Annotated in this window: 18 protein-coding genes and 2 tRNA genes; 10 read left to right on the top strand and 10 right to left on the bottom strand. The window is 63.8% G+C overall.

The genetic code is table 11. From position 1 onward, the window contains the following. Positions 1-15 precede the first annotated feature (15 nt). The 5 genes from aat to LDZ21_RS05845 all read left to right on the top strand — a co-directional run bounded on the left by aat (position 16) and on the right by LDZ21_RS05845 (position 4,563). Positions 16-756, top strand: coding sequence for a leucyl/phenylalanyl-tRNA--protein transferase (gene aat / locus LDZ21_RS05865; protein ID WP_244794587.1), 741 nt, complete (start codon positions 16-18; stop codon positions 754-756). A gap of 137 nt (positions 757-893) precedes the next feature. Continuing rightward, positions 894-1,721, top strand: a complete 828-nt coding sequence (locus LDZ21_RS05860) for an arginyltransferase (protein WP_244794586.1) — start codon at positions 894-896, stop codon at positions 1,719-1,721. Between the two features lie 96 nt (positions 1,722-1,817). Beyond that, entirely contained in the window at positions 1,818-2,840 is a 1,023-nt protein-coding gene (locus LDZ21_RS05855) for a quinone-dependent dihydroorotate dehydrogenase (RefSeq protein WP_244794585.1), read from the top strand. Positions 2,841-2,960: 120 nt separating this feature from the next. Next, on the top strand, positions 2,961-3,761 hold the full coding sequence (locus tag LDZ21_RS05850; protein ID WP_035970512.1) for a cystine ABC transporter substrate-binding protein: 801 nt from the start codon (positions 2,961-2,963) through the stop codon (positions 3,759-3,761). A gap of 142 nt (positions 3,762-3,903) precedes the next feature. Further along, entirely contained in the window at positions 3,904-4,563 is a 660-nt protein-coding gene (locus LDZ21_RS05845; RefSeq protein WP_035970510.1) for an amino acid ABC transporter permease, read from the top strand. Positions 4,564-4,577: 14 nt separating this feature from the next. Here the strand turns inward: LDZ21_RS05845 and LDZ21_RS05840 are convergent, their stop codons facing one another. The 5 genes from LDZ21_RS05840 to LDZ21_RS05820 all read right to left on the bottom strand — a co-directional run bounded on the left by LDZ21_RS05840 (position 4,578) and on the right by LDZ21_RS05820 (position 9,095). Then, positions 4,578-5,636, bottom strand: a complete 1,059-nt coding sequence (locus tag LDZ21_RS05840) for a Gfo/Idh/MocA family protein (protein WP_404980526.1) — start codon at positions 5,634-5,636, stop codon at positions 4,578-4,580. 60 nt (positions 5,637-5,696) lie between these two features. Next, positions 5,697-6,449 carry a FadR/GntR family transcriptional regulator gene (locus tag LDZ21_RS05835; RefSeq protein ID WP_035970509.1) on the bottom strand — a complete coding sequence of 251 codons (753 nt, stop codon included), beginning with the start codon at positions 6,447-6,449 and terminating at the stop codon, positions 5,697-5,699. 513 nt (positions 6,450-6,962) lie between these two features. Next, the gene (locus LDZ21_RS05830; protein ID WP_244794583.1) at positions 6,963-8,114 is read right to left on the bottom strand and encodes a glycosyltransferase family 4 protein; all 1,152 of its coding nucleotides are present in this window, start codon (positions 8,112-8,114) and stop codon (positions 6,963-6,965) included. A gap of 118 nt (positions 8,115-8,232) precedes the next feature. Beyond that, the gene (locus LDZ21_RS05825) at positions 8,233-8,766 is read right to left on the bottom strand and encodes a GNAT family N-acetyltransferase (RefSeq protein ID WP_035970507.1); all 534 of its coding nucleotides are present in this window, start codon (positions 8,764-8,766) and stop codon (positions 8,233-8,235) included. Between the two features lie 71 nt (positions 8,767-8,837). Next, the gene (locus LDZ21_RS05820) at positions 8,838-9,095 is read right to left on the bottom strand and encodes a hypothetical protein (protein WP_244794582.1); all 258 of its coding nucleotides are present in this window, start codon (positions 9,093-9,095) and stop codon (positions 8,838-8,840) included. Positions 9,096-9,160: 65 nt separating this feature from the next. Here LDZ21_RS05820 and LDZ21_RS05815 point away from each other — a divergent pair, with 65 nt between their 5' ends. From LDZ21_RS05815 to LDZ21_RS05805, 3 genes are all read left to right on the top strand, one after another. Then, positions 9,161-10,201, top strand: coding sequence for a DUF1839 family protein (locus LDZ21_RS05815; RefSeq protein ID WP_244794581.1), 1,041 nt, complete (start codon positions 9,161-9,163; stop codon positions 10,199-10,201). Positions 10,202-11,141: 940 nt separating this feature from the next. After that, complete coding sequence (locus tag LDZ21_RS05810) at positions 11,142-11,888, top strand: Crp/Fnr family transcriptional regulator (protein ID WP_035970502.1); 747 nt, start codon at positions 11,142-11,144, stop codon at positions 11,886-11,888. A 32-nt stretch (positions 11,889-11,920) separates the two neighbouring features. Continuing rightward, positions 11,921-13,321, top strand: a complete 1,401-nt coding sequence (locus LDZ21_RS05805; protein ID WP_035970524.1) for an undecaprenyl-phosphate glucose phosphotransferase — start codon at positions 11,921-11,923, stop codon at positions 13,319-13,321. Between the two features lie 68 nt (positions 13,322-13,389). Here the strand turns inward: LDZ21_RS05805 and rpiA are convergent, their stop codons facing one another. The 5 genes from rpiA to rnr form a co-directional block, all read right to left on the bottom strand. After that, positions 13,390-14,076, bottom strand: coding sequence for a ribose-5-phosphate isomerase RpiA (gene rpiA, locus LDZ21_RS05800; protein WP_244794580.1), 687 nt, complete (start codon positions 14,074-14,076; stop codon positions 13,390-13,392). A 75-nt stretch (positions 14,077-14,151) separates the two neighbouring features. After that, entirely contained in the window at positions 14,152-14,547 is a 396-nt protein-coding gene (locus LDZ21_RS05795) for a SirB2 family protein (RefSeq protein ID WP_244794579.1), read from the bottom strand. Between the two features lie 14 nt (positions 14,548-14,561). After that, the gene (locus LDZ21_RS05790; RefSeq protein WP_244794774.1) at positions 14,562-15,356 is read right to left on the bottom strand and encodes an N-acetylmuramoyl-L-alanine amidase; all 795 of its coding nucleotides are present in this window, start codon (positions 15,354-15,356) and stop codon (positions 14,562-14,564) included. Positions 15,357-15,408: 52 nt separating this feature from the next. Continuing rightward, on the bottom strand, positions 15,409-16,152 hold the full coding sequence (gene rlmB / locus LDZ21_RS05785) for a 23S rRNA (guanosine(2251)-2'-O)-methyltransferase RlmB (RefSeq protein WP_035970564.1): 744 nt from the start codon (positions 16,150-16,152) through the stop codon (positions 15,409-15,411). Between the two features lie 109 nt (positions 16,153-16,261). Continuing rightward, entirely contained in the window at positions 16,262-18,724 is a 2,463-nt protein-coding gene (gene rnr / locus LDZ21_RS05780; RefSeq protein ID WP_244794578.1) for a ribonuclease R, read from the bottom strand. Between the two features lie 288 nt (positions 18,725-19,012). On the opposite strand from rnr, the gene LDZ21_RS05775 reads away from it, so the two are divergent. Further along, a tRNA-Leu gene (locus LDZ21_RS05775) sits at positions 19,013-19,099 on the top strand. A gap of 137 nt (positions 19,100-19,236) precedes the next feature. After that, positions 19,237-19,323: transfer RNA gene (locus tag LDZ21_RS05770), tRNA-Leu, on the top strand. Positions 19,324-19,528 lie beyond the last annotated feature (205 nt).

The following is a 19,528-nucleotide window of genomic DNA, read 5'->3' as shown; positions in this document are numbered from 1 at the left end:
CAGCGCCCGCCGATCATGGTCCCCTGGCTCGCATTTGACGATCCGTTCCCGCCCGTCGAGCGCGCGCTCGGCGCATCGAGCGGTGCGCCGGGCTTGCTCGCCGCGAGCGCGGATCTGCTGCCCGCGCGCCTCATCGACGCTTACGGCCGCGGCATTTTCCCGTGGTACTCGGACGGCCAGCCGGTGCTCTGGTGGAGCCCCGACCCGCGCATGGTGCTCGTGCCGGCCGAGTTCAAGGTGTCGCATTCGCTGCGCAAGACGCTCAAGCATGTCGTGCGCGATCCGCTGTGGGAAGTGCGCGTCGACGACGATTTCCCCGCCGTCATGCGCGCGTGCGCGCAGACGCCGCGCGAGGGCCAGCGCGGCACGTGGATCACGGGCGATATCGTGGATGCGTACACGTCGCTGCATCGCCAGGGGAAAGCGCATAGCGTGGAGACGTGGTTCGACGGCGTGCGCGTCGGCGGGCTGTACGGCGTCTCGTTCGGGCGGATGTTCTTCGGCGAATCGATGTTCGCGCACCGCACCGATGCGTCGAAAATCGCGCTCGCCGCACTCGTCGGACACTTGCGCCGCAACGAAATAGAGATGATAGACTGCCAGCAGAACACGTCGCATCTGGCGTCGCTGGGCGGCCGCGAGATTGCCCGCCGCGCGTTCGTCGCGCATCTGCGCAAGGCAGTCGCCGAACCGCCCATTTCCTGGCGCTTCGACAAATCCGTCCTCGCCGGTCTCATCGAGACGCCCGCGCGCTGACGCCTTCAGCGCGTTGCGTCCCGCCAGGCGCGACGCTTGCAACGCAGTACTGACGACAAGCACGATTAGCCAGGCGCCGCTTGCCCAAAAGCCGGCGATGCCGGCCACGAGAGACGACGCCTGCGAGAGCCTCCAACGTGACACATCCGAACGAGCTGCCGCTGTCACCGCTTTCCGCGCTGCAATTCTATGCAACAGCGCCTTACCCTTGCAGTTATCTGGAAGGGCGCGTCGCGCGCTCGCAAGTCGCGACGCCGAGCCATCTCATCAACTCCGATGTCTACACGGAACTGGTCAAGGCCGGTTTCCGGCGTTCGGGCGTGTTCACCTATCGTCCTTACTGCGACGGCTGCCGGGCCTGCATTCCGGTGCGCGTGCCGGTCGGGCGCTTCGTGCCGAACCGGGCGCAGCGGCGCGTGTGGAAGCTGCACGGCGGTCTCGTCGCGAGCGTCGCGCCTTTGCATTACGACGAAGAGCATTACGCGCTTTACATGCGTTACCAGTCAGCGCGGCATGCGGGCGGCGGCATGGACCGCGACAGCCGCGATCAATACGAGCAGTTCCTGCTGCAAAGCCGGATCAACTCGCGGCTCGTCGAATTCCGCGAGCGGCCCTCGCCGGACACGCCGGATGCGCCCGGCCCGCTGCGCATGATCAGCATGATCGACATCCTCGGCGACGGACTCTCGTCGGTCTATACGTTCTTCGAGCCCGATATGCCGAAGACGAGCTTCGGCACGTTCAACATTCTCTGGCAGATCGAGCAGGCGAAAAGCCTCGACTTGCCGCACGTCTATCTCGGCTACTGGATTCGCGAAAGCGAAAAGATGGCGTACAAGGCCAATTTCCGGCCGCTGGAAGGCTTGATCGACGGCCACTGGTCGCTGCTCGATCCCGCCTCGACACACTCGGCGGGCGCGCTGCCGATGCCCGGGCGCATGAACGGCCCGAGCCAGCCGAAATAGCCGCCGCGCATCCAGGCGCTTCAGGCAGTCCGGCAGACGCGCCAAAGCCGCTAAAATAGCGGTCTCAAAAAATTCGCCGTCGCCGGCTTTCATTTCGTGTTCAGTTCTCTCTATCCGCTCGCGCGTTCGCGCCTCTTTCGCATGGACGCGGAAGACGCGCATCACCTGACGCTGCGCATGCTCCGCGCGGCTGGCCGCACCGGACTCGCCGGCATGCTCGGCAGACACGGCCCCGACTCTCCCCGCACGGTGATGGGCCTTACTTTCAGAAATCCTGTCGGCCTCGCGGCGGGTCTCGACAAGGACGGCGCGTGCATCGACGGGCTCGCGGCCCTCGGTTTCGGCTTCATCGAAGTGGGCACGGTCACGCCGCGCGCGCAGCCGGGCAATCCGCGTCCGCGCATCTTCCGGCTGCCGGAAGCGGGCGCGCTCATCAACCGGATGGGCTTCAACAACGGCGGTGTCGATCAGTTCGTCGCGAACGTGCAGGCCGCGCGTTATCGCGGCGTGCTGGGGCTCAACATCGGCAAGAACGCGGATACGCCGATCGAGCGCGCCGCCGACGATTACCTCTATTGTCTCGAGCGCGTCTATCCGTTCGCGAGCTACGTGACGATCAACATCTCGTCGCCGAACACGAAGAACCTGCGCCAGTTGCAGGGCGCGGGCGAACTCGACGCCCTCCTCGGCGCGCTCAAGGACAAGCAGCAGCGCCTGTCCGACCTGCACGGCAAGCTCGTGCCGCTCGCGCTCAAGATCGCGCCCGATCTCGACGACGAGCAGATCAAGTCGATCGCCGGCACCCTGCTCACGCATCGCATCGACGGCGTGATCGCCACCAATACGACGCTTTCGCGCACGGCCGTCGCCGGCATGCCGCACGGCGACGAAGCGGGCGGGCTGTCGGGGCGTCCGGTATTCGATGCATCGAATGAAGTGATTCGCAAGCTGCGCGCGGAAGTGGGCGCGGATGTGCCGATCATCGGCGTGGGCGGGATTTTCTCGGGCGCGGATGCGCGCGCGAAGCTCGCGGCGGGCGCATCGCTCGTGCAGATTTATACGGGGCTGATTTATCGCGGGCCGGCCCTCGTCACCGAATGCGTCGAGGCGCTTGCATAGGAATATCGACATAAGCAAACGATCTGACGCGCGGCTTGCGTTTTATCTATGATGCCGCACCTATCGGGCGGACGCGCGAGACACGCGCCGCCCTCAAGCCAACACCAGGAAAACAACACGATGAAACTGTCCACGCTCAAGAAGCTCGTCGCCGCCAGCCTGATCGGCGCATCCTTCACCGCCGTCACCACGGCTGCGCATGCCGAGGATCTGCTCGATCAGGTCAAGCAGCGCGGCACGCTGCGCGTCGGCCTCGAAGGCACGTTCCCGCCGTTCAACTCGAAGTCGCCGTCGGGCGAGCTCGTTGGCTATGACGTGGACATCGCGAAGGCCGTCGCCGCGAAGCTCGGCGTGAAGCCGGAGTTCGTCACGACGGAGTGGAGCGGCATCATCGCGGGCCTGCAGGCAGGCAAGTTCGACGTGATCGTCAACCAGGTCGGCATCACCGACAAGCGCAAGGAAACGCTCGACTTCTCGCCGGCGTACACCTACTCGAACGCGCAACTGATCCAGCGCGCGGACGACAAGCGCGAGTTCAAGTCGCTCGAAGAACTGAAGGGCAAGAAGCTCGGCGTCGGCCTCGGCACGAACTACATGGACATGGCGAAGTCGGTGCCGGGCATCGACGTCAAGACGTATCCGGGCGCGCCGGAATATCTGCGCGATCTGGCTGCGGGCCGTCTCGACGCCGCGCTCAACGACCGTCTGATGCTCGCGTATCTGCTCAAGAACTCGCAATTGCCGCTGCGCACGGGTGCGAGCGTCGGCGCGGGCAACCCGTCCGGCATTCCGTTCAAGAAGGGCAATCCGAAGTTCGCGAAAGCGATCGACGACGCGGTGACCCAGCTCGAGAAGGACGGCACCTTCGCGAAGATCTCCGACAAGTGGTTCGGCATCGACGTGACGAAGCCGGCCAAGTAAGCGCGGACTGACCGGCATTCGGCAGTGGGCGGCATCGTTTTGCGGTGCCGCCCTTCTCTTTTTGGCGTCCGGTTTATGATGGGCGCTTTGCGCGCGGCGCTTGCTTCGGATTCGCGCGCTTTCCGCTTACGTTTCCCCTTTCATGTCCACGACTTCCCTGCTCGTTCAATCGGCGCCGGTGCTGGCGCAAGGCGCGCTACTGACGATCAAGTTCGCGCTCTACTCGATGTTCTTCGGCCTCATCGGGGCCGTCGTGCTCGCGTTGATGGGCATCAGCCACAACCGTGGCCTGGTCGCCATCGGGCGCTGCTATGTGAGCATCATGCGCGGCACGCCGCTGCTCGTGCAGATATTCGTGATCTATTACGGCTTGCCGAGTCTCGGCATCTCGCTCGAACCGACGCCCGCCGGCGTGATCGCGCTATCGGCGAACGTCGCGGCGTACCTGTCGGAAAGCATGCGCGGCGCGATTCTCGGCATCCATAGCGGGCAATGGCTCGCGGCGTACAGCCTCGGGTTGTCGCGCACGCAAACGCTGCGCTACGTGATCGGGCCGCAGGCGTTGCGCATCGCGGTGCCGAGCCTGTCGAACAGCCTCATCAGTCTCATCAAGGATACGTCGCTCGTATCGGTCATCACCGTCACGGAGCTTCTTAGAAGCGCGCAGGAAGTGATTGCATCGACGTATCAGCCGCTGCCGCTTTACCTCGCTGCCGCGTTCGTCTACTGGGTGCTGTGCAGCGTGCTGGAAGTTGTGCAGCGCGTGTTCGAGCGGCGTCTCGCGCTGCCGGGACGCCACTAGCGCGCCGCTGCCCTTCAGTCGGTCTCGAAGGGAAAGCGCACGCCGAGATCGCGCCGCGCGGCGTCCATGATCGCCATCATGCGCATGGACGTCGCGTGCGGCATGACCGGGCTTTCCGTCGCGCCGGCGCGCAGCAGTTCGCAGAAATGCGCGGTCTCGTAGTTGAGGCCGCCGCCCGTGAACGGCTCGTCCAGTTCGACCGTGCGCCCGTCCGTATAAGCGATGGTCGCGCGCGCCGGATTCCACCAGTTCTCGTGGATCGTCACCGTGCCGAGCGTTCCGCCGATCAGCGCATCGCCGCGCCCCTGCATGTCGAGCCCGCAGAACGTCTGCGAAATGCCGCGCTCGTGGCGCACGTTCAGACTCGCGAACACGTCGACGCCCGTTGCCCCGACCCGGCCGATGGTTTGCACGTCGATCGCCTCGCCGAGCCAGTCGACCGCGAGAAACGCCTCGTAGATGCCGATATCGAGCAGCGCGCCGCCGCCCGCATCGAGCGAAAACGACGGATGATCCGAAGGCACATTCGCCATCGAGCAACCCGCGCGCACGAGACCGATATCGCCGATCGGATCGCTTTGCAGATGCGCCTTCAGACGGCGATAGAGCGGATAAAACGGCGGCTTCATCGCCTCCATGAAGAGCAGCTTCGATGCGCGCGCCGCATCGATCATGCGCTGCAGCGTGCGCGCGTTCACGGCGGCGGGCTTTTCGCACAACACCGGCTTGCCCGCTTCGAACGCGCGCAACGCGTAATGCGGGTGACTGTCCTGCATCGTCGCGATATAGAGGGCGTCGATGTTGTCGAGCAGCGCGTCGAAGTTCTCGAACGCACGCGCGCCGAACGGCTCGGCGAGTGCGCGGGCAGGTTCCGGGCGCCGCGACCACACGCCCGCGAGCGTCGCGCCTTCCACGTGTTGCAGACTGCCGGCGAAGCGCTGCGCGATGCGTCCCGCGCCGACGATGCCCCAGCGGATCGTTTCGAGATTGGTGTTGGTATGCGTCAAGCGCGCCTCCGCGTTGTGTTCGTCGTGCGGGGCATTGTGCCTGAACACGCGTCGCAGAAAGCACAAAGCCGGGACTTCTCCCGGCTTCGCTCGGACAGCATGGTCGCCCTTCGACGGGCGATGGCGTCAGACGCCTGCGGAAGCGTTGACGTCCGGCGGCGTCGCGCGCTCGCCCATGCGCTCGAGCGAAAATGCGCGCCCGACTTCCTCGGCGGCGAGATCGACGAGCGCACGCGTCGCGCGCTCGGCCGCCGCCGGGTCTTTTGCCTCGATCGCCTCGACGACATTCAGCTGCGCCGCGAGCGTCGCTTCGCGCACGGACTCGATGCCATCGACGATAGGATTCACCGTCACCAGCGCACCGCGCACGATGGCGGTCATCTGCCTGAAGAACTGGTTGCCGCTCGCGGCCACGATGCGCGTATGCAGCACTTCGTCCGCCGCTTGATAGCCGGGCTCGCCGACGTGCAGGCGCGACAGCGCCTCGAAAGCGTCGCGGATGCCGGCGATTTCATCGGGCGTCGCGCGGGCGGCTGCGAGCGCGGCGGCGCGCGGCTCGATCAGCATGCGGAATTCGATTACATCGCGCAGAAACGTCTGATCCGGCTTGGCGCGGAAGCGCCAGCTCACCACGTCTTCGTCGATGAGACGCCAGTCGCTCATCGGGCGGATGCGCGTGCCCGTTTTAGGCCGCACGTCCAGCATGTGCCGCGCGAGCAGCATCGAGAGCGCCTCGCGCATCACGGTGCGGCTTACGTCGAATTCTTTCGAGAGAATGTCCTGCGGTGGCAATATCGCGCCATATTTTTGCTCGACGATCCCGGAGACGAGTCCGTCCATGACTTTCGCCACCAGCGACCGCTCTTTGTTTTCATCCATTACGCTTCTCCCCTTTCCGCCTGTCCGTAGCCGTGTGTGTCCGTGCGCATCGCATCGCTTCGCGCGTCCCTTGGCGGCAAGGCACGATGACTGCTTTCGCATTCGATCATCGCGCTATACGTTGCGTCTTCGTGGCGTCGAAAACCAGTCGGGGGGACTCCTGACAGGGTAATCCCTCTCGCCTTCGCACGAAGCGCCGCCGTATCTGCCGCTTGCCTTGTCCGTCCGCTTGTTTCTCCTAGCTGCGCTTGCGCCGCGCGCGTGCCTCCATTCATCAGCAAAACTGAGGAATGGCGGCACCGCAGCGCGGCGCTGGCGTTCACTATTTTCGGCCGTGGTATTCGCCGGCCGCTGATACAGTCATTTGAGCAAGCATCCAGTAGGCTTTCTGTGCGAACGCGAACGCTCACCCGATTGGGGGCGGCTATTGTATGACGCGTTGCAGCGAATATCGTGCAGTGCTTAGTACATTCCCCCGACGAATGCGACGCTGAAAACTGCGTTCGTCTGCACTTATGCCGCGCCGTTGGTGGAGCGCGTGCGCCTTGCGTCGATTCGCATCGACCGAAGATCCAGCGACTGGCGCTCGGCCAGTGTTTGCTGATAAACCGTCATGTAGTCGGCCGCGACGCGCTCGACCGACAAACGCTCGAGATTCTCCGTCGCACGCACTGCGTACTGGCCGCGCGCCTGCGAATCGATGAGCAGCCAGCGCAGCTTTGCCGCGAACTGCGCGGGATCGCCCGGCGGCACGAGGACGCCGGCCGCGCCATCGTCGAGCAAATCGGGGATGCCGCCCACGCGCGTCGCAACGATTGCGCAGCCAGCTTCGCGCGCCTCCGCGATCACGAGCGGACACGGGTCCTGATGCGAGGCGAGCGCGAACACATCGGCGCACGCGAGGTACGGACGCGGGTCCGCGACAAAGCCCGTGAACTCCACCGCATCAGCAATGCCGAGTTCGGCGGCGAGCGCTTCCATCGCGCTGCGCTCGGGACCATCGCCGATCAGGTACAGGTACGGCGCCGGCAGGAATTCGCGCTGATCTTCCGATTGCGTGCGTACCAGCGCGAAGGCCTTCAGCAGATCAGCGATGCCTTTGCGCCGATACAGCCCCGCGACGCACACCACGTTCGGATGCCTCAACCGCACTTGCCTCGCCATTGGCCGGCACACGAGCCGTGGCGCGCCGACCGCGCCGTTAAGCACGACCGAGAGCCGCTCCTTGCCGATGCCGCGCTCCTCAAGCGTGAGCGCGACGGCGTCGCTCACGGCGACCATGCGATCGCCCGCGCGCACCAGCGATGCGCTCTTCTGCAACTCATGATGCACCGTCGTCACCAGCGCGAAACGCCGGCGCATGCTGCCGAAGCGCGAGATGAGCGCGCCCGTCATCATGTGCGCGTGAACGATGTCGGGATCGAAACGATCGATGAGTCTGTTGAAGCCCGCGATCATCGACGGCACGCGCCAAGGCTGGCGCGACTGCTGAAGCGGAATGTGCGTGATGCCATGCCGGCGCAAGAGCGGCTCGAAACCGCCGCCCGACGAAGCCACCACCACGTCCTGCCCCATCCGCGCCTGCATGCATGCGAGGTCCACCATCATGTTGACGGTGCCGTTGCCGATGGTCTGCGCGTGACTGGCGAGATGGACTATTCGCATGGGGGAGCAGGTTGCACGCGTACCCGTCATACGTGAGTACGCCGGGCGCGTTAATTCGTTATTTTTCTGGATGTGACGACGGATGGCGCGCGAGCGGCTCGACGCGCGCCGGCACGGCTTACAGCAGTTCGTATGTGTCGGCGAATGCGCTTGCGCCGATCGGACGTTTGCCCGAGCCTGTCGCTTCGCGCGCCTGACGGCTCTTTCTCGTCAGACCGATAAAAGGCATCCCGTGTTCAAGGAACGGTCCTTCGGTCTTTCTGAAGCCGAATGCTTCGTAGAAACCGCGCAGGCTGGCGGGAGCCGTCAAACGCACGGCGCGGCCGGGCCAACGTTCCGCACACACGGCAAGCACGCGTTCGATGAGCGCATGCGCGGTGCCGTCGCCACGACGCAAAGGGCTTGTCAGTATCTTGTCCACCACGACTTCCGGATCTTCGACATCGCCTTCATGAATGCGCGCATAGGCCAGCACTGGCATTGCACGCGTCATGTCGTCGGTGGCGAAGACGTGTACGCCGGTTTCATCGCGGCCGTCCGCATCGAGATGAACATGCGATTGCTCGACGACGAACACCGCACTGCGCGCGCGCAGAATCAGATATAGCTCGCGCGCAGTGAGCTGTTCGAAATCCAGGATTTTCCAATTCATGTTCTTTTTCTCCTTGCTTGCCGGTTATCCCGGCGTTGACGATTGAACGTTAAGTCGCGCGCGGCAATGTTTCAGTGCGCGGGCGCACCGACGCTCGACGTTGCAGCCCCGTCAAATAAGGCCTGAAGCGCATTGGACGTTCGGGGAAAAAACGTCTTCCAAAACAGCGCCACATACGTCGAAGCGTCTTGCGCAAATTCGCGCAAGGACTGCGCACGTGTGTCGATTGCGCTCGCGTCGCCCGGCACCTTCATGGGAAAATCAAAATGCATACCGCCATCGAACGCGATAGAAACGCAGGTAAAAACAACGAGGACTTCGAAACGCACGCGGTATCGGTTGCCGGCTTCTCCGGTCCCGAGGTCACACCATGAGCGCGTTTCATACCAGCGCTATGACGACTTCCAGCGTCAGTCGTTCACGCGTTGTTTCGCTCGACCCGCTGCGCATCCGTGCGCGGCGTCATCGTGCGCACGAGTTGCATCACGGTGAGCGCATCTGGCGCGATGGTGCAAGCCCTGTCGATCTATGGATCGAGCTTCTTCACGGCAACGGACTCGAGCCGCATGCGGCGCTCGCCTTCACCGTCATGCAAGACTTCGAAGACGATCAGTTCACGCTCGCGCGGCTGCCGCAAGAAGACATCGAAAAGCTATACGGGTTGCAGGTGCAGGAGCTATCGGTGTTCGATTCGCTGGAAGAACGCGCCATCGTGCAGACGCGGCGCAACAACATCGTGCTCGTCGAAGTCGATGCGTTCTATCTGCCGGATACGCGCGGCCTGTCGTATCGCTCGAAACATGCGAAGACGACCATCGGCATCGACGTGATCGATGCCAATGCAAAGCGGCTCGGCTACTTTCATCACACGGGCTATCACCTGCTCCATGACGACGATTACGACGGCGTTCTGAGAACCAACGCCGCGCATGAAGCGGGACAATCCGGTGCAGCGGGCACAGTGCAAGGGCAGACGCTCTTTCCGCATGTGGACTTCGTCAAGCGCGTGCGCGATCCGTTGTCGGGGACGGCGCTGGCGGAAGCATCCGCTGATCTGCTTTGCGCGCATCTTCTGCGGCGTCCGCCGCATAACCCGATCGAACGATGGCGCGCCGCGTTTCCCGCACACGTCGATACGATGCTCGCGCGAGGCGAACCCTATGCGCGCCTCTATGCCTGCAACGTGATGCGTCAGCTCGGCGCGAACTTCGAACTGCTCGCGCATTACCTGCAGTGGATGCGCGAGCAGGGCTTCGACATTCCGGTGTCCACGCAACTCGGCGCACGCAGGATCGCAAGCGAAGCGATGGTCATGCAGTGCCGTCTTGCGCGCGCGCTGTCGCGCTCCGAAGACGACATGTGCGATGCATCGTTCGACGCGATGCAGGAAGCCTGGGAACGGGTCGTGCCGCCATTGGCCGATATTGTCTGTTGATCGTTTCATGGCGCGCCTGAGCCGGCACTTCGACCGCTTGTGTCGGCGCAGGAGCAACATCGAGTCATCGAACGCGAATATGTCATTCGCATTTCATCGGCATGTGATGAGATGAATGGCGTCGAACATTGTCCTCGATGAAACGTTTCTGTGCGGTCGCACCACGGTTCTCCTCAGTCGAAAAAGCACGATACGTCGATTCCGGCGCGCAAACGTTTTACGCTGGCGTCGGTTTCGTCAGCCCGGAGCGGAGCCTCCGGCAGAGGCTTATGTGGGGCGCAGCACGCCACGCCGTGGTGCGCCAGGGCGCATTCGAACGAGGCTTTGCCCACAGAATCTGCGAAACGTGCAGCGGGCGCAACGTTTAGGCATTTCGCGAGAATCGGCCGCGTTGACTGTTCGACGCCCCCCAAGCCCCGTGTGGAAAGGCTCGAGCGGACCTCATGGCCACCCGCGCAAATGACACGTTCGCCAGGCCACCAAACGGATGGAACACGGATGAATCAATTTTATTTATCCCTACGATAGTAGGTGTCCGCTCGGAGTGGCGGTTGTCTGCGAGGCTTATCGCACGGTGATGAACGAAGATCGGGCCGCGGATTCGCGGGAATGCGCTGACCATAGCCTTCGCGGCGCATTCGTATTCTTAAGACCACCGATGTTCAAGACTGAAACAAAAGCGAAGCGCTGCGCCGCATCACAACCGGCACGCCGGCGACGAGGCCCCACCAGCATTGACATTGCCCGCATTGGCACAGTCCTCGCTAAAAGAGTCGCGCAACCCGAACCGACGCGACCAACTAGATCAACTCAAGCGAGGACGGGCTGCTAACGGGGCTGGTGTGAGGCGTTTTCGGTAGCGGCAGCAAGCCGCGCCAGAGAACGGTGACACCAGTATAAAAAGTGAAGCGCAACGCGCGAAGTTACGAGAGAAAAAATCATGCTGACCCTCCAGTCCGACCTGCACGGCAACCACCTGCTTGGCGCGCTTCCCGCGCACGAATGGCAAGCGCTGACTCCGCATCTCGAACTCGTTCAACTCCGCACTGAACAACTGCTCTGTGACTCGGGCCAACGCATTCATCACGTGTACTTCCCGACGACGGCCATCATCTCCCTGCTTCACACCATGGAAGACGGCGGCTCGGTTGAAATCGCCGCCGTGGGCCGCGAAGGCATGACCGGTGTGCCGGTGCTGACGGGCGGTGAAACGATGCCGACTCGCGTACAGGTGCAGTGCCCCGGCTTCGCTTATCGCATGAGCGCGCAGGCGCTCCGTGATCAGTTCGGCCGCTCCGACTTTCTGCGCCGCCTGATGCTGCTGTACATGCAAGCCCTGCTCACGCAGGTTGCTCAGACCGCGGCATGTAATCGTCACCACTCGCTGAACAAGCAACTGTGCCGCTGGCTGCTGATCGAGATCGACCGAACCGCATCGAACGAACTGCAAGTGACGCAGCAACTCATCGCCGACATGCTGGGCGTGCGTCGCGAAGGCGTGACCGAAGCGGCGGGCAAGCTGCACGACGCGGGCCTCATCCATCACAGCCGCGGCTGCATCAAGGTCGTGGATCGCGAAGGTCTCGAAGCGCGCGCCTGCGAGTGCTACGGCCTGGTCAAGCGCGAGTTCGACCGTCTTCTGCCGCGTTTGCGTGCGCAGGAAGCCGTGTCGGCGTCCAGCGTCTGACGATGCAGATGCAGACGCGCAATACGCACGACATGTTCGGCTGGACGGCACGCGCTCTCGACGTGTCGCTGATCATCGCAGGCGGGGTAATCGCGCATTCGATGCGCTTCTCCTCGCTCGATTTCAGCGATATTGAGAGACTGCTGATCGCTTTCAATAGCGTCCTCGCGTTGTTGCTGTTCCCCGCGTTCGGCGTGTACGACACCTGGCGCGGCAAACCGCTGCCGATGATGCTCGCGCGCGTCACGCTCGCGTGGATCGCCGTGGTCACGGGCGCCCTACTGCTCGCGTTCACGCTGCATCGCATGGATGCGGTGTCGCGCCTGTGGCTGGGTTACTCGACGCTGATTTCCGGCGCGCTCATCGTGTTCGCGAAGTGCGCCGTCCATTTCGGCCTGCGCGTGATGCGCGGACGCGGCTTCAATCAGCGCACGGTCGCGATCGTCGGCGCGCAGGGCTTTGCGCGCACCCTCCTCGCGCACCTGAGCAGCACGCCCGAGCAAGGCTTTACGCCGGTATGCCTGCTCGATACGACGGGCGATGAAGAACTGCAAGCGACGGGCGTCGGCAGCAGAATAGGCGCATCCGCTCGCCTGCCGGTGCTGAACGACTTCGATGAACTCGTCGAGAAGGTGCGCGCCGAGGAAATCAACGAAGTGTGGCTCGCGTTGCCGCTGTCGCAAGAGCACACGATCTATCGCTTCGTGCATGCGCTGCGCCATGATTTCGTGAATCTTCGGCTGATTCCCGACACGCGCAGCATCTCGCTCTTCAATCATTCGATGACCGATGTCGCCGGCCTCGCAACCATCAACCTGACGACATCGCCGGTCAATACGCTGCAGATGTGGCCGAAGCTGCTGTTCGACCGCTGCTTCGCCGCCGCCGCGCTGCTGGCGCTGTCACCGTTGCTGGTGGCGATCGCCATCGCGATCAAGGCGACCTCCGATGGCCCGGTGTTCTTCACGCAGCATCGCAAGGGTGCGGACGGGCGTCCGTTCCGCATCTACAAGTTCCGCTCGATGGCGGTCCACAAGGAAACGACGGGCCATGTCACCCAGGCGACGCGCAACGATCCGCGCGTGACGAAGATCGGAGCGTTCCTGCGCCGCACGAGCCTCGACGAACTGCCGCAGTTCATCAACGTGCTGTTCGGGCATATGTCGGTGGTCGGGCCGCGTCCGCACGCGATCGAGCACGACGATCTGTACAAGGATCTCGTGTACGGCTACATGTTCCGCTATCGGATCAAGCCCGGCATTACCGGCTGGGCGCAAGTGAACGGCTATCGCGGCGCGACGGAGAAGGTCGAAAAGATGCAGAGCCGCGTGAAGTTCGACCTGTTCTATATCCACAACTGGTCGTTCTGGTTCGACATCAAGATCGTCGCGTTGACGCTGTTCAAAGGATTCATCGGACGCAACGCGTACTGATTTGCACACATCAAAAAAAGGCCGGGCGACTCGCGTTGCCCGGCCTTTTTCGCTTGTGTTGCGGCGCTTCAGTAGTCGATGCGCTCGACGCCCTGCTCCGTGCCCAGCAGACACACGTTCGCCCCGCGCGCCGCGAAGAGACCGACCGTCACCACGCCCGGCCACGCGTTGATTTGCGCTTCGAGCGCGCGAGGATCGGTGATCGACAGGCCTTTCACGTCGATGATCTCGTTGCCGTTGTCGGTGATAAAGGGCATGCCGTCCTTCGTCACGCGCACAATCGGCACGCCGCCGAGCGCCGTCAGCTTGCGGCCGATCGCCGTGCGCGCCATCGGCACGACTTCGATAGGCAGCGGGAAGGTGCCCATCACGTCGACGCGCTTGCTCGCATCGGCGATGCAGACGAACACGTCCGCCACCGACGCCACGATCTTCTCGCGCGTGAGCGCGCCGCCGCCGCCTTTGATCATCGCGCCGCTCACGTCGATTTCGTCGGCGCCGTCGACATAGACCGGCAGCGATTCGATATCGTTCAGGTCGAACACCTGGAAGCCGTGCGATTCGAGCCGCGCGGTCGTGGCCAGCGAGCTCGACACCGCGCCGCGATAACGCGACTTCGATGCGGCGAGCGCGTCGATGAAGCAATTGGCCGTCGATCCGGTGCCGACGCCGATGATCGAGCCTTCCGGCACCTGCGCGTTCACATAGTCGGCGGCGGCCTGGCCGACCAGCTGCTTGAGTTCGTCCTGAGTCATGAAGTGGTGCTGCGCGTGAGAGAAAACTCCGATTTTATCGGAGCCCGCGCGACGGCCACGCGTTTTTGCGCGGGTTCAGGCGATGGCGTGCAGGAAGCCGAGCGGATCATGCGTGCGCGCAACCGATGCGATGAACGCGAACACGGCGATCGCCAGCACGCCGAAGACCGCGCGTGCGCCCTTCGTGCGGCCACGCTTCAGCGCGAGCGTGCCGAGCACGATGTAGACGACGAGGCCGGCGATTTTCGCGGACAGCCACGCGGCGTTCGGCCCGAAGCCGATGATCGCGACCAGCGCGACGGCGCTCGCGAGCAGCAGCGTATCGACGATATGCGGGACGATTTTCGTCGCGCGTGCGGTGAGCAGCCGCGAGTTCGTCAGCATCCAGATCCAGCGCAACGCGAAGCCCGCGATGCTGAGACCGGCGCACGCCATATGCAGCGCGCGTATCGGCAGAAAGTAATCGCCCATGTTTTCGTTGAGTCTTATCGAGGGAAGTATTTGTCGAGCAGCGCCTGCGCGATCGCATCGGTTTCGGCGTCCGCATCGCCCTCGTAGTCCGACGGGCGGAAATGCATCTGGAACGCGCTGAAGACGCGGCGCGTGCGGTCGTCGAATACGCCGTCGGCGGCGATGTCGTAGCCGTAGCGCTTGAGCTTCTGCTGCAGCGCGCGCACGTCGACGGGCGCTTTCGGATCGCGGCCGGCGAGATGCGTCGCGACCGCCGGTGCATCGGGCCATGCGCCGATGCCCGCATCGTATAGCGTGCGCCACGGAAACAGCGGGCCGGGATCGATCTTGCGTTGCGGTGCGATGTCGCTGTGGCCGACGATGCGCGTCGGCGGAATGCCGTATCGCTCGACGATGTCGCGGGAGAGCTTCACGAGGGCGTCGATCTGCGCCGGCGGATACGGTTGCCACGCGCGGCCGGAGGGGGTATCGACGGGGCCGAGATTCACGTTCTCGATACCGATCGACGAAGCGTTCAGCTCCGTCGCGCCCTGCCAGTAGCTTTGACCCGCATGCCACGCACGCTTGTCTTCCGGCACGAGCTGATAGACGACCGGCTCGCCGTCGTGGATGCGCGGGGCATCCGGCACGACGTAATGGACGCTGACCTCGTCGCCGGTCAGGACGGCGAGCGAACGCGCTTCGTCGATCTCGGTGTAGTGCATCACGAGGAAGCGCACGCGGGAATCGGCGTTTTTCGCGTGATATTGCGTGTCGGCGATGTAGGTGCCGCGGTTTTGCATGGTGGAAGTGCAGGCGGTGAGGGTCATGGCGATGGCGCAGGCAAGCGCCACTGACGACAGGCGAAGCACGACGCGCACGTTACTTCTTCACTCCCCGCTGCCGCACCGCCTCGAACAGACACACCCCGCTCGCCACCGATACGTTCAGGCTTTCCACCGTCCCCGCCATCGGAATGTTCATGATCTCGTCGCAGGTCTCGCGCGTGAGGCGGCGCATGCCCTCGCCTTCCGCGCCGACGACGATCGCCACCGGGCCGTCCAGCTTCGTCTCATACAGGCTCGCCGTTGCTTCGCCCGCCGTGCCGATCACCCAGACGCCCGCGTCCTTCAGTTCGCGCAGCGCCCGCGCCAGATTCGTCACGGTGATGTACGGCACGCTTTCCGCCGCGCCGCTCGCCACTTTCGCGGCCGTCGCGTTCAAACCGGCGGAACGGTCGCGCGGCGCGATCACCGCATGCGCCCCGGCCGCATCCGCGACCCGCAGGCACGCGCCGAGGTTGTGCGGATCGGTGACGCCGTCGAGCACCAGCAGCAATGGCGTACCGGAGATGCCGTCGAGCAGTTCGGCCAGATTCTGCGCGAGCGGCAGGTCGTTCGCGCGCGCGACCACTCCCTGATGCTGGATGTTGCCCGCGAGGCCCCACAGGCGCGATTCATCGGCGGCGATCAGGCGCACGCCCGCTTCCTTCGCGGTCCGCAGAAAGTCCTGCATGCGCCGATCCTTGCGCGTGGGGTCGTACAGCACCTCCTCGATCGACGATGCATCCGCGCGCAAACGCGCCGTCACCGCGTGAAAACCGTATAGAACCTTGAGACGTGACATGACTGATCTGAACCTTCGCTGGAAACCATGAAAAGCACGACGCGGTCCGACGCGAAAACGCATCGGACCGCGCGTAATGTAGTGGGCGATCGACCGCGCCCGTCAGCGCTTATCCGCGCTTCTTGCGAGCCGGTCTCGCCTGCGCCGGCGACTTCGACGCCGCGCCGCGCTTCTTTGCCGCGCCGCTGCGCGCCGTAGCCGTCCCGCCCTTCTTCGAGCCGCCGCGCTGACGCGTGCCCGGCGTATCGTCATCGGCCAGCTGACGGATGCGCGGACCCGACGACGAACCATTGCCGCCCGGCGCGCCATGCTCCGGCGCGGGCGACGGCCTCGGCGACGGCTTCACCGGCGTATCGCGCACGAGGCGGAAATCGATCTTGCGCGCATCGAGATCGACGCGGCCGACCTGCACGCGCACGCGGTCCGTCATGCGATAGCGGATGCCGGTGCGCTCGCCGCGCAGTTCGTTCTTGATCTCGTCGTACTGGAAGTAGTCGGAGCCAAGCTCCGTCACGTGCACGAGCCCTTCGATGAACAGCGAATCGAGTTGCACGAAGATACCAAACGACGTCACGCCGTTCACCATGCCGCCGTATTCCTCGCCCAGCTTGTCGCGCATGAAGTAGCACTTGAGCCATGCTTCGACATCGCGCGAGGCTTCGTCGGCGCGGCGCTCGTTCGACGAGCAATGCAGCCCCAACTCCTCCCACACCGCGACGTTGTTGCGCGAGCGGCCGCGCGCGCTGTCGTCGGCCAGTTGCATTTCGCGCGCCGCCTTCGTGAGGCCGGTGCTAAGCGATACGTCGTGTCCGATGCTCGGCACGTACTTCTTGCCCTGCAGAATCGCGTAGATCGCGCGGTGCGTGAGCAAGTCGGGATAGCGGCGAATCGGGCTCGTGAAGTGCGCGTACGCCTCGTACGCAAGCCCGAAGTGGCCGATATTGTCCGGACTGTAGACCGCCTGCTGCATCGAGCGCAGGACCATCGACTGAAGCATCTGCGCGTCAGGCCGGTCGCGGATTTGCGCGATCAGCGCTGCGTAATCGCTTGCATGCGGCTTGTCGCCGCCGGTCAGCGTGAGGCCCACGCCGCGCAGAAACTGGCGCAGGTTCTCGAGCTTCTCTTCGGTCGGCCCCGCGTGCACGCGATAAAGGCCCGGATGCTTGTTGCGCTTGAGAAAATCCGCCGCGCAGACGTTCGCGGCCAGCATGCATTCCTCGATCAGCCGATGCGCGTCATTGCGATGACGCGGCACGATCTGCTCGATCTTGCCTTGCGAGTTGACGACGATGTACGTCTCGGTCGTGTCGAAGTCGATTGCGCCGCGCTTCTGCCGCGCCGCGTGCAGCGACTTGAACACGCCGTGCAGGTTCTGCAGGTCCGGCACGCGCTCGGCGCGTCGCGCGGCTTCGGGCCCCTTCGTGTTGGCGAGGATCGCCGCGACTTCCGTGTAGGTGAGCCGCGCCGCCGAGTGCATCACGCCGGGATAGAACTGATACGCCTTGATCTCGCCGCGCGCCGTGATGACCATGTCGCACACCAGCACACAGCGATCGACATCCGGGTTCAGCGAGCACAAGCCGTTCGAGAGCTTCTCCGGCAGCATCGGAATCACGCGGCGCGGGAAGTACACCGATGTGCTGCGATCGAGCGCGTCGACATCGAGCGGCTCGCCCGGCTGCACATAGTGCGAGACGTCCGCGATCGCCACCAGCAGACGGAAGCCCGAGCCGCGGCCGACGGTGATCGGCTCGCAATAGACGGCGTCGTCGAAATCGCGGGCGTCTTCGCCGTCGATCGTGACGAGCGGCACGTCGCGCAAGTCGACGCGATGCCGGATATCCGCCGGACGCACTTCGTCGGGCAGCTTCGCGGCTGCGGCGAGCGCGCCTTCGCTGAACTCATGCGGCACGCCGTACTTGCGCACGGCGATTTCGATTTCCATGCCGGGATCGTCAATGTCGCCGATCACTTCGGCCACGCGCCCGAGCGGCTGCGAATGCCGGCTCGGGAAATCCGTCAGATCGACGGACACCACTTGCCCGACCTTCGCCTTCTTCGGATTCTGCGTGATCAGGATGTCGTGGCCGATGCGCTTGTCTTCCGGCACGAGGAGCAGCGCGCCATTCTCGTTGATAAGCCGCCCGATAACGCGCTTGTTCGCGCGCTCGGTGACCTCGACGATATGGCCTTCCGGCCGCCCGCGCCGGTCGTAGCCGACGATGCGCGCGAGCACGCGATCGTTGTGCATGACCTTTTGCATCTCGCCGTTCGGCAGGAACAGATCGTCCTGGCCGTCGTCGCGAATCAGGAAGCCGAAGCCATCGCGATGACCCTGCACGCGGCCCGCGACGAAGTTCGACGGATGAGTGAGCTGGTAATGGCCGCGCTTGTCGAGGCGGATTTGCCCGTCGCGTTCCATGGCCGCCAGTCGCTTGAAGAAGCCTTCGCGCTCCTGGCGCTTGATCGACAGCGCCTCGGCGATGTCGTTCGCGGCATGTGGAGTCTCGCTCGTGCGCAGCACACCGAGGATTTCTTCGCGGCTGGGAATCGGATACGGATATTTGCTCAAGGGCTTGATAATGTTCTTCTCGTTGAACGGGACTTTCGCGTGTTTTGCCGCGAGTCGAGCGGCAATCGTCGAAACGATTCTAACACCGTGCCATACGGCGGTTTGCCGTGATTCTTGCCGTGCAGCGCTTACGCCGATGATCATTCCGATGGCCGCTTCGACGCGGATTGCGTGCAAACGCCGGTCCAGAGAAATCATCGCAAGGAAGGCTTGACACGCCTCAGGAACACGCTACAATGGCGTTCTTTGCTGCTGAACGCACGCAAAACACGCAGTACACGCACCCTTGCCCAGGTGGCGGAATTGGTAGACGCACTAGGTTCAGGTCCTAGCGGTGGCAACACCGTGGAGGTTCGAGTCCTCTCTTGGGCACCAGATGTTGGAAAACGCCACCCTCGGGTGGCGTTTTCTTTTTATGCAGAGACTGTGTTTTTCGTCTCTGGCCGGTGTGAGCGTCTGCAGTTGACACCACCCGGCTTCCCGCTAAAATAGCGGGCCTGCTGTACCCCTTGGCCCAGGTGGCGGAATTGGTAGACGCACTAGGTTCAGGTCCTAGCGGTGGCAACACCGTGGAGGTTCGAGTCCTCTCCTGGGCACCAAGGTCCCTCTCGCGAAACACGCGAACGCGCAACAGCGCCGCAATCAGCCCCACGCTTCAACGTGGGGCTTTTTGTTTGCCGCGACGTCTTCTTCATTGCGAAATTAATTCAGCGCCCTTTCGTATTCGTTCCAATCTTTCGTTTGATCGAAGGCAAATGGATTAATCCAGAATCCGGTTATCCATATTAGCCCCGGACTAACACT

Source organism: Caballeronia grimmiae, assembly GCF_022879615.1.
Taxonomy (GTDB): Bacteria; Pseudomonadota; Gammaproteobacteria; order Burkholderiales; family Burkholderiaceae; genus Caballeronia; species Caballeronia grimmiae.
The sequence above is the reverse complement of the archived record's forward strand: the minus strand, read 5'-3'. Positions and strand labels throughout refer to the sequence as shown.

Bases quoted from the DNA above. Each gene is read 5' to 3' on its own strand.
- aat (WP_244794587.1), top strand. From the start codon at position 16: ATGGTCCCCTGGCTCGCATTTGACGATCCGTTCCCGCCCGTCGAGCGC.
- LDZ21_RS05850 (WP_035970512.1), top strand. From the start codon at position 2,961: ATGAAACTGTCCACGCTCAAGAAGCTCGTCGCCGCCAGCCTGATCGGC.
- LDZ21_RS05845 (WP_035970510.1), top strand. From the start codon at position 3,904: ATGTCCACGACTTCCCTGCTCGTTCAATCGGCGCCGGTGCTGGCGCAA.
- LDZ21_RS05835 (WP_035970509.1), bottom strand. From the start codon at position 6,449: ATGGATGAAAACAAAGAGCGGTCGCTGGTGGCGAAAGTCATGGACGGA.
- LDZ21_RS05830 (WP_244794583.1), bottom strand. From the start codon at position 8,114: ATGCGAATAGTCCATCTCGCCAGTCACGCGCAGACCATCGGCAACGGC.
- LDZ21_RS05825 (WP_035970507.1), bottom strand. From the start codon at position 8,766: ATGAATTGGAAAATCCTGGATTTCGAACAGCTCACTGCGCGCGAGCTA.
- LDZ21_RS05815 (WP_244794581.1), top strand. From the start codon at position 9,161: ATGACGACTTCCAGCGTCAGTCGTTCACGCGTTGTTTCGCTCGACCCG.
- LDZ21_RS05810 (WP_035970502.1), top strand. From the start codon at position 11,142: ATGCTGACCCTCCAGTCCGACCTGCACGGCAACCACCTGCTTGGCGCG.
- LDZ21_RS05805 (WP_035970524.1), top strand. From the start codon at position 11,921: ATGTTCGGCTGGACGGCACGCGCTCTCGACGTGTCGCTGATCATCGCA.
- rpiA (WP_244794580.1), bottom strand. From the start codon at position 14,076: ATGACTCAGGACGAACTCAAGCAGCTGGTCGGCCAGGCCGCCGCCGAC.
- LDZ21_RS05795 (WP_244794579.1), bottom strand. From the start codon at position 14,547: ATGGGCGATTACTTTCTGCCGATACGCGCGCTGCATATGGCGTGCGCC.
- LDZ21_RS05790 (WP_244794774.1), bottom strand. From the start codon at position 15,356: ATGACCCTCACCGCCTGCACTTCCACCATGCAAAACCGCGGCACCTAC.
- rlmB (WP_035970564.1), bottom strand. From the start codon at position 16,152: ATGTCACGTCTCAAGGTTCTATACGGTTTTCACGCGGTGACGGCGCGT.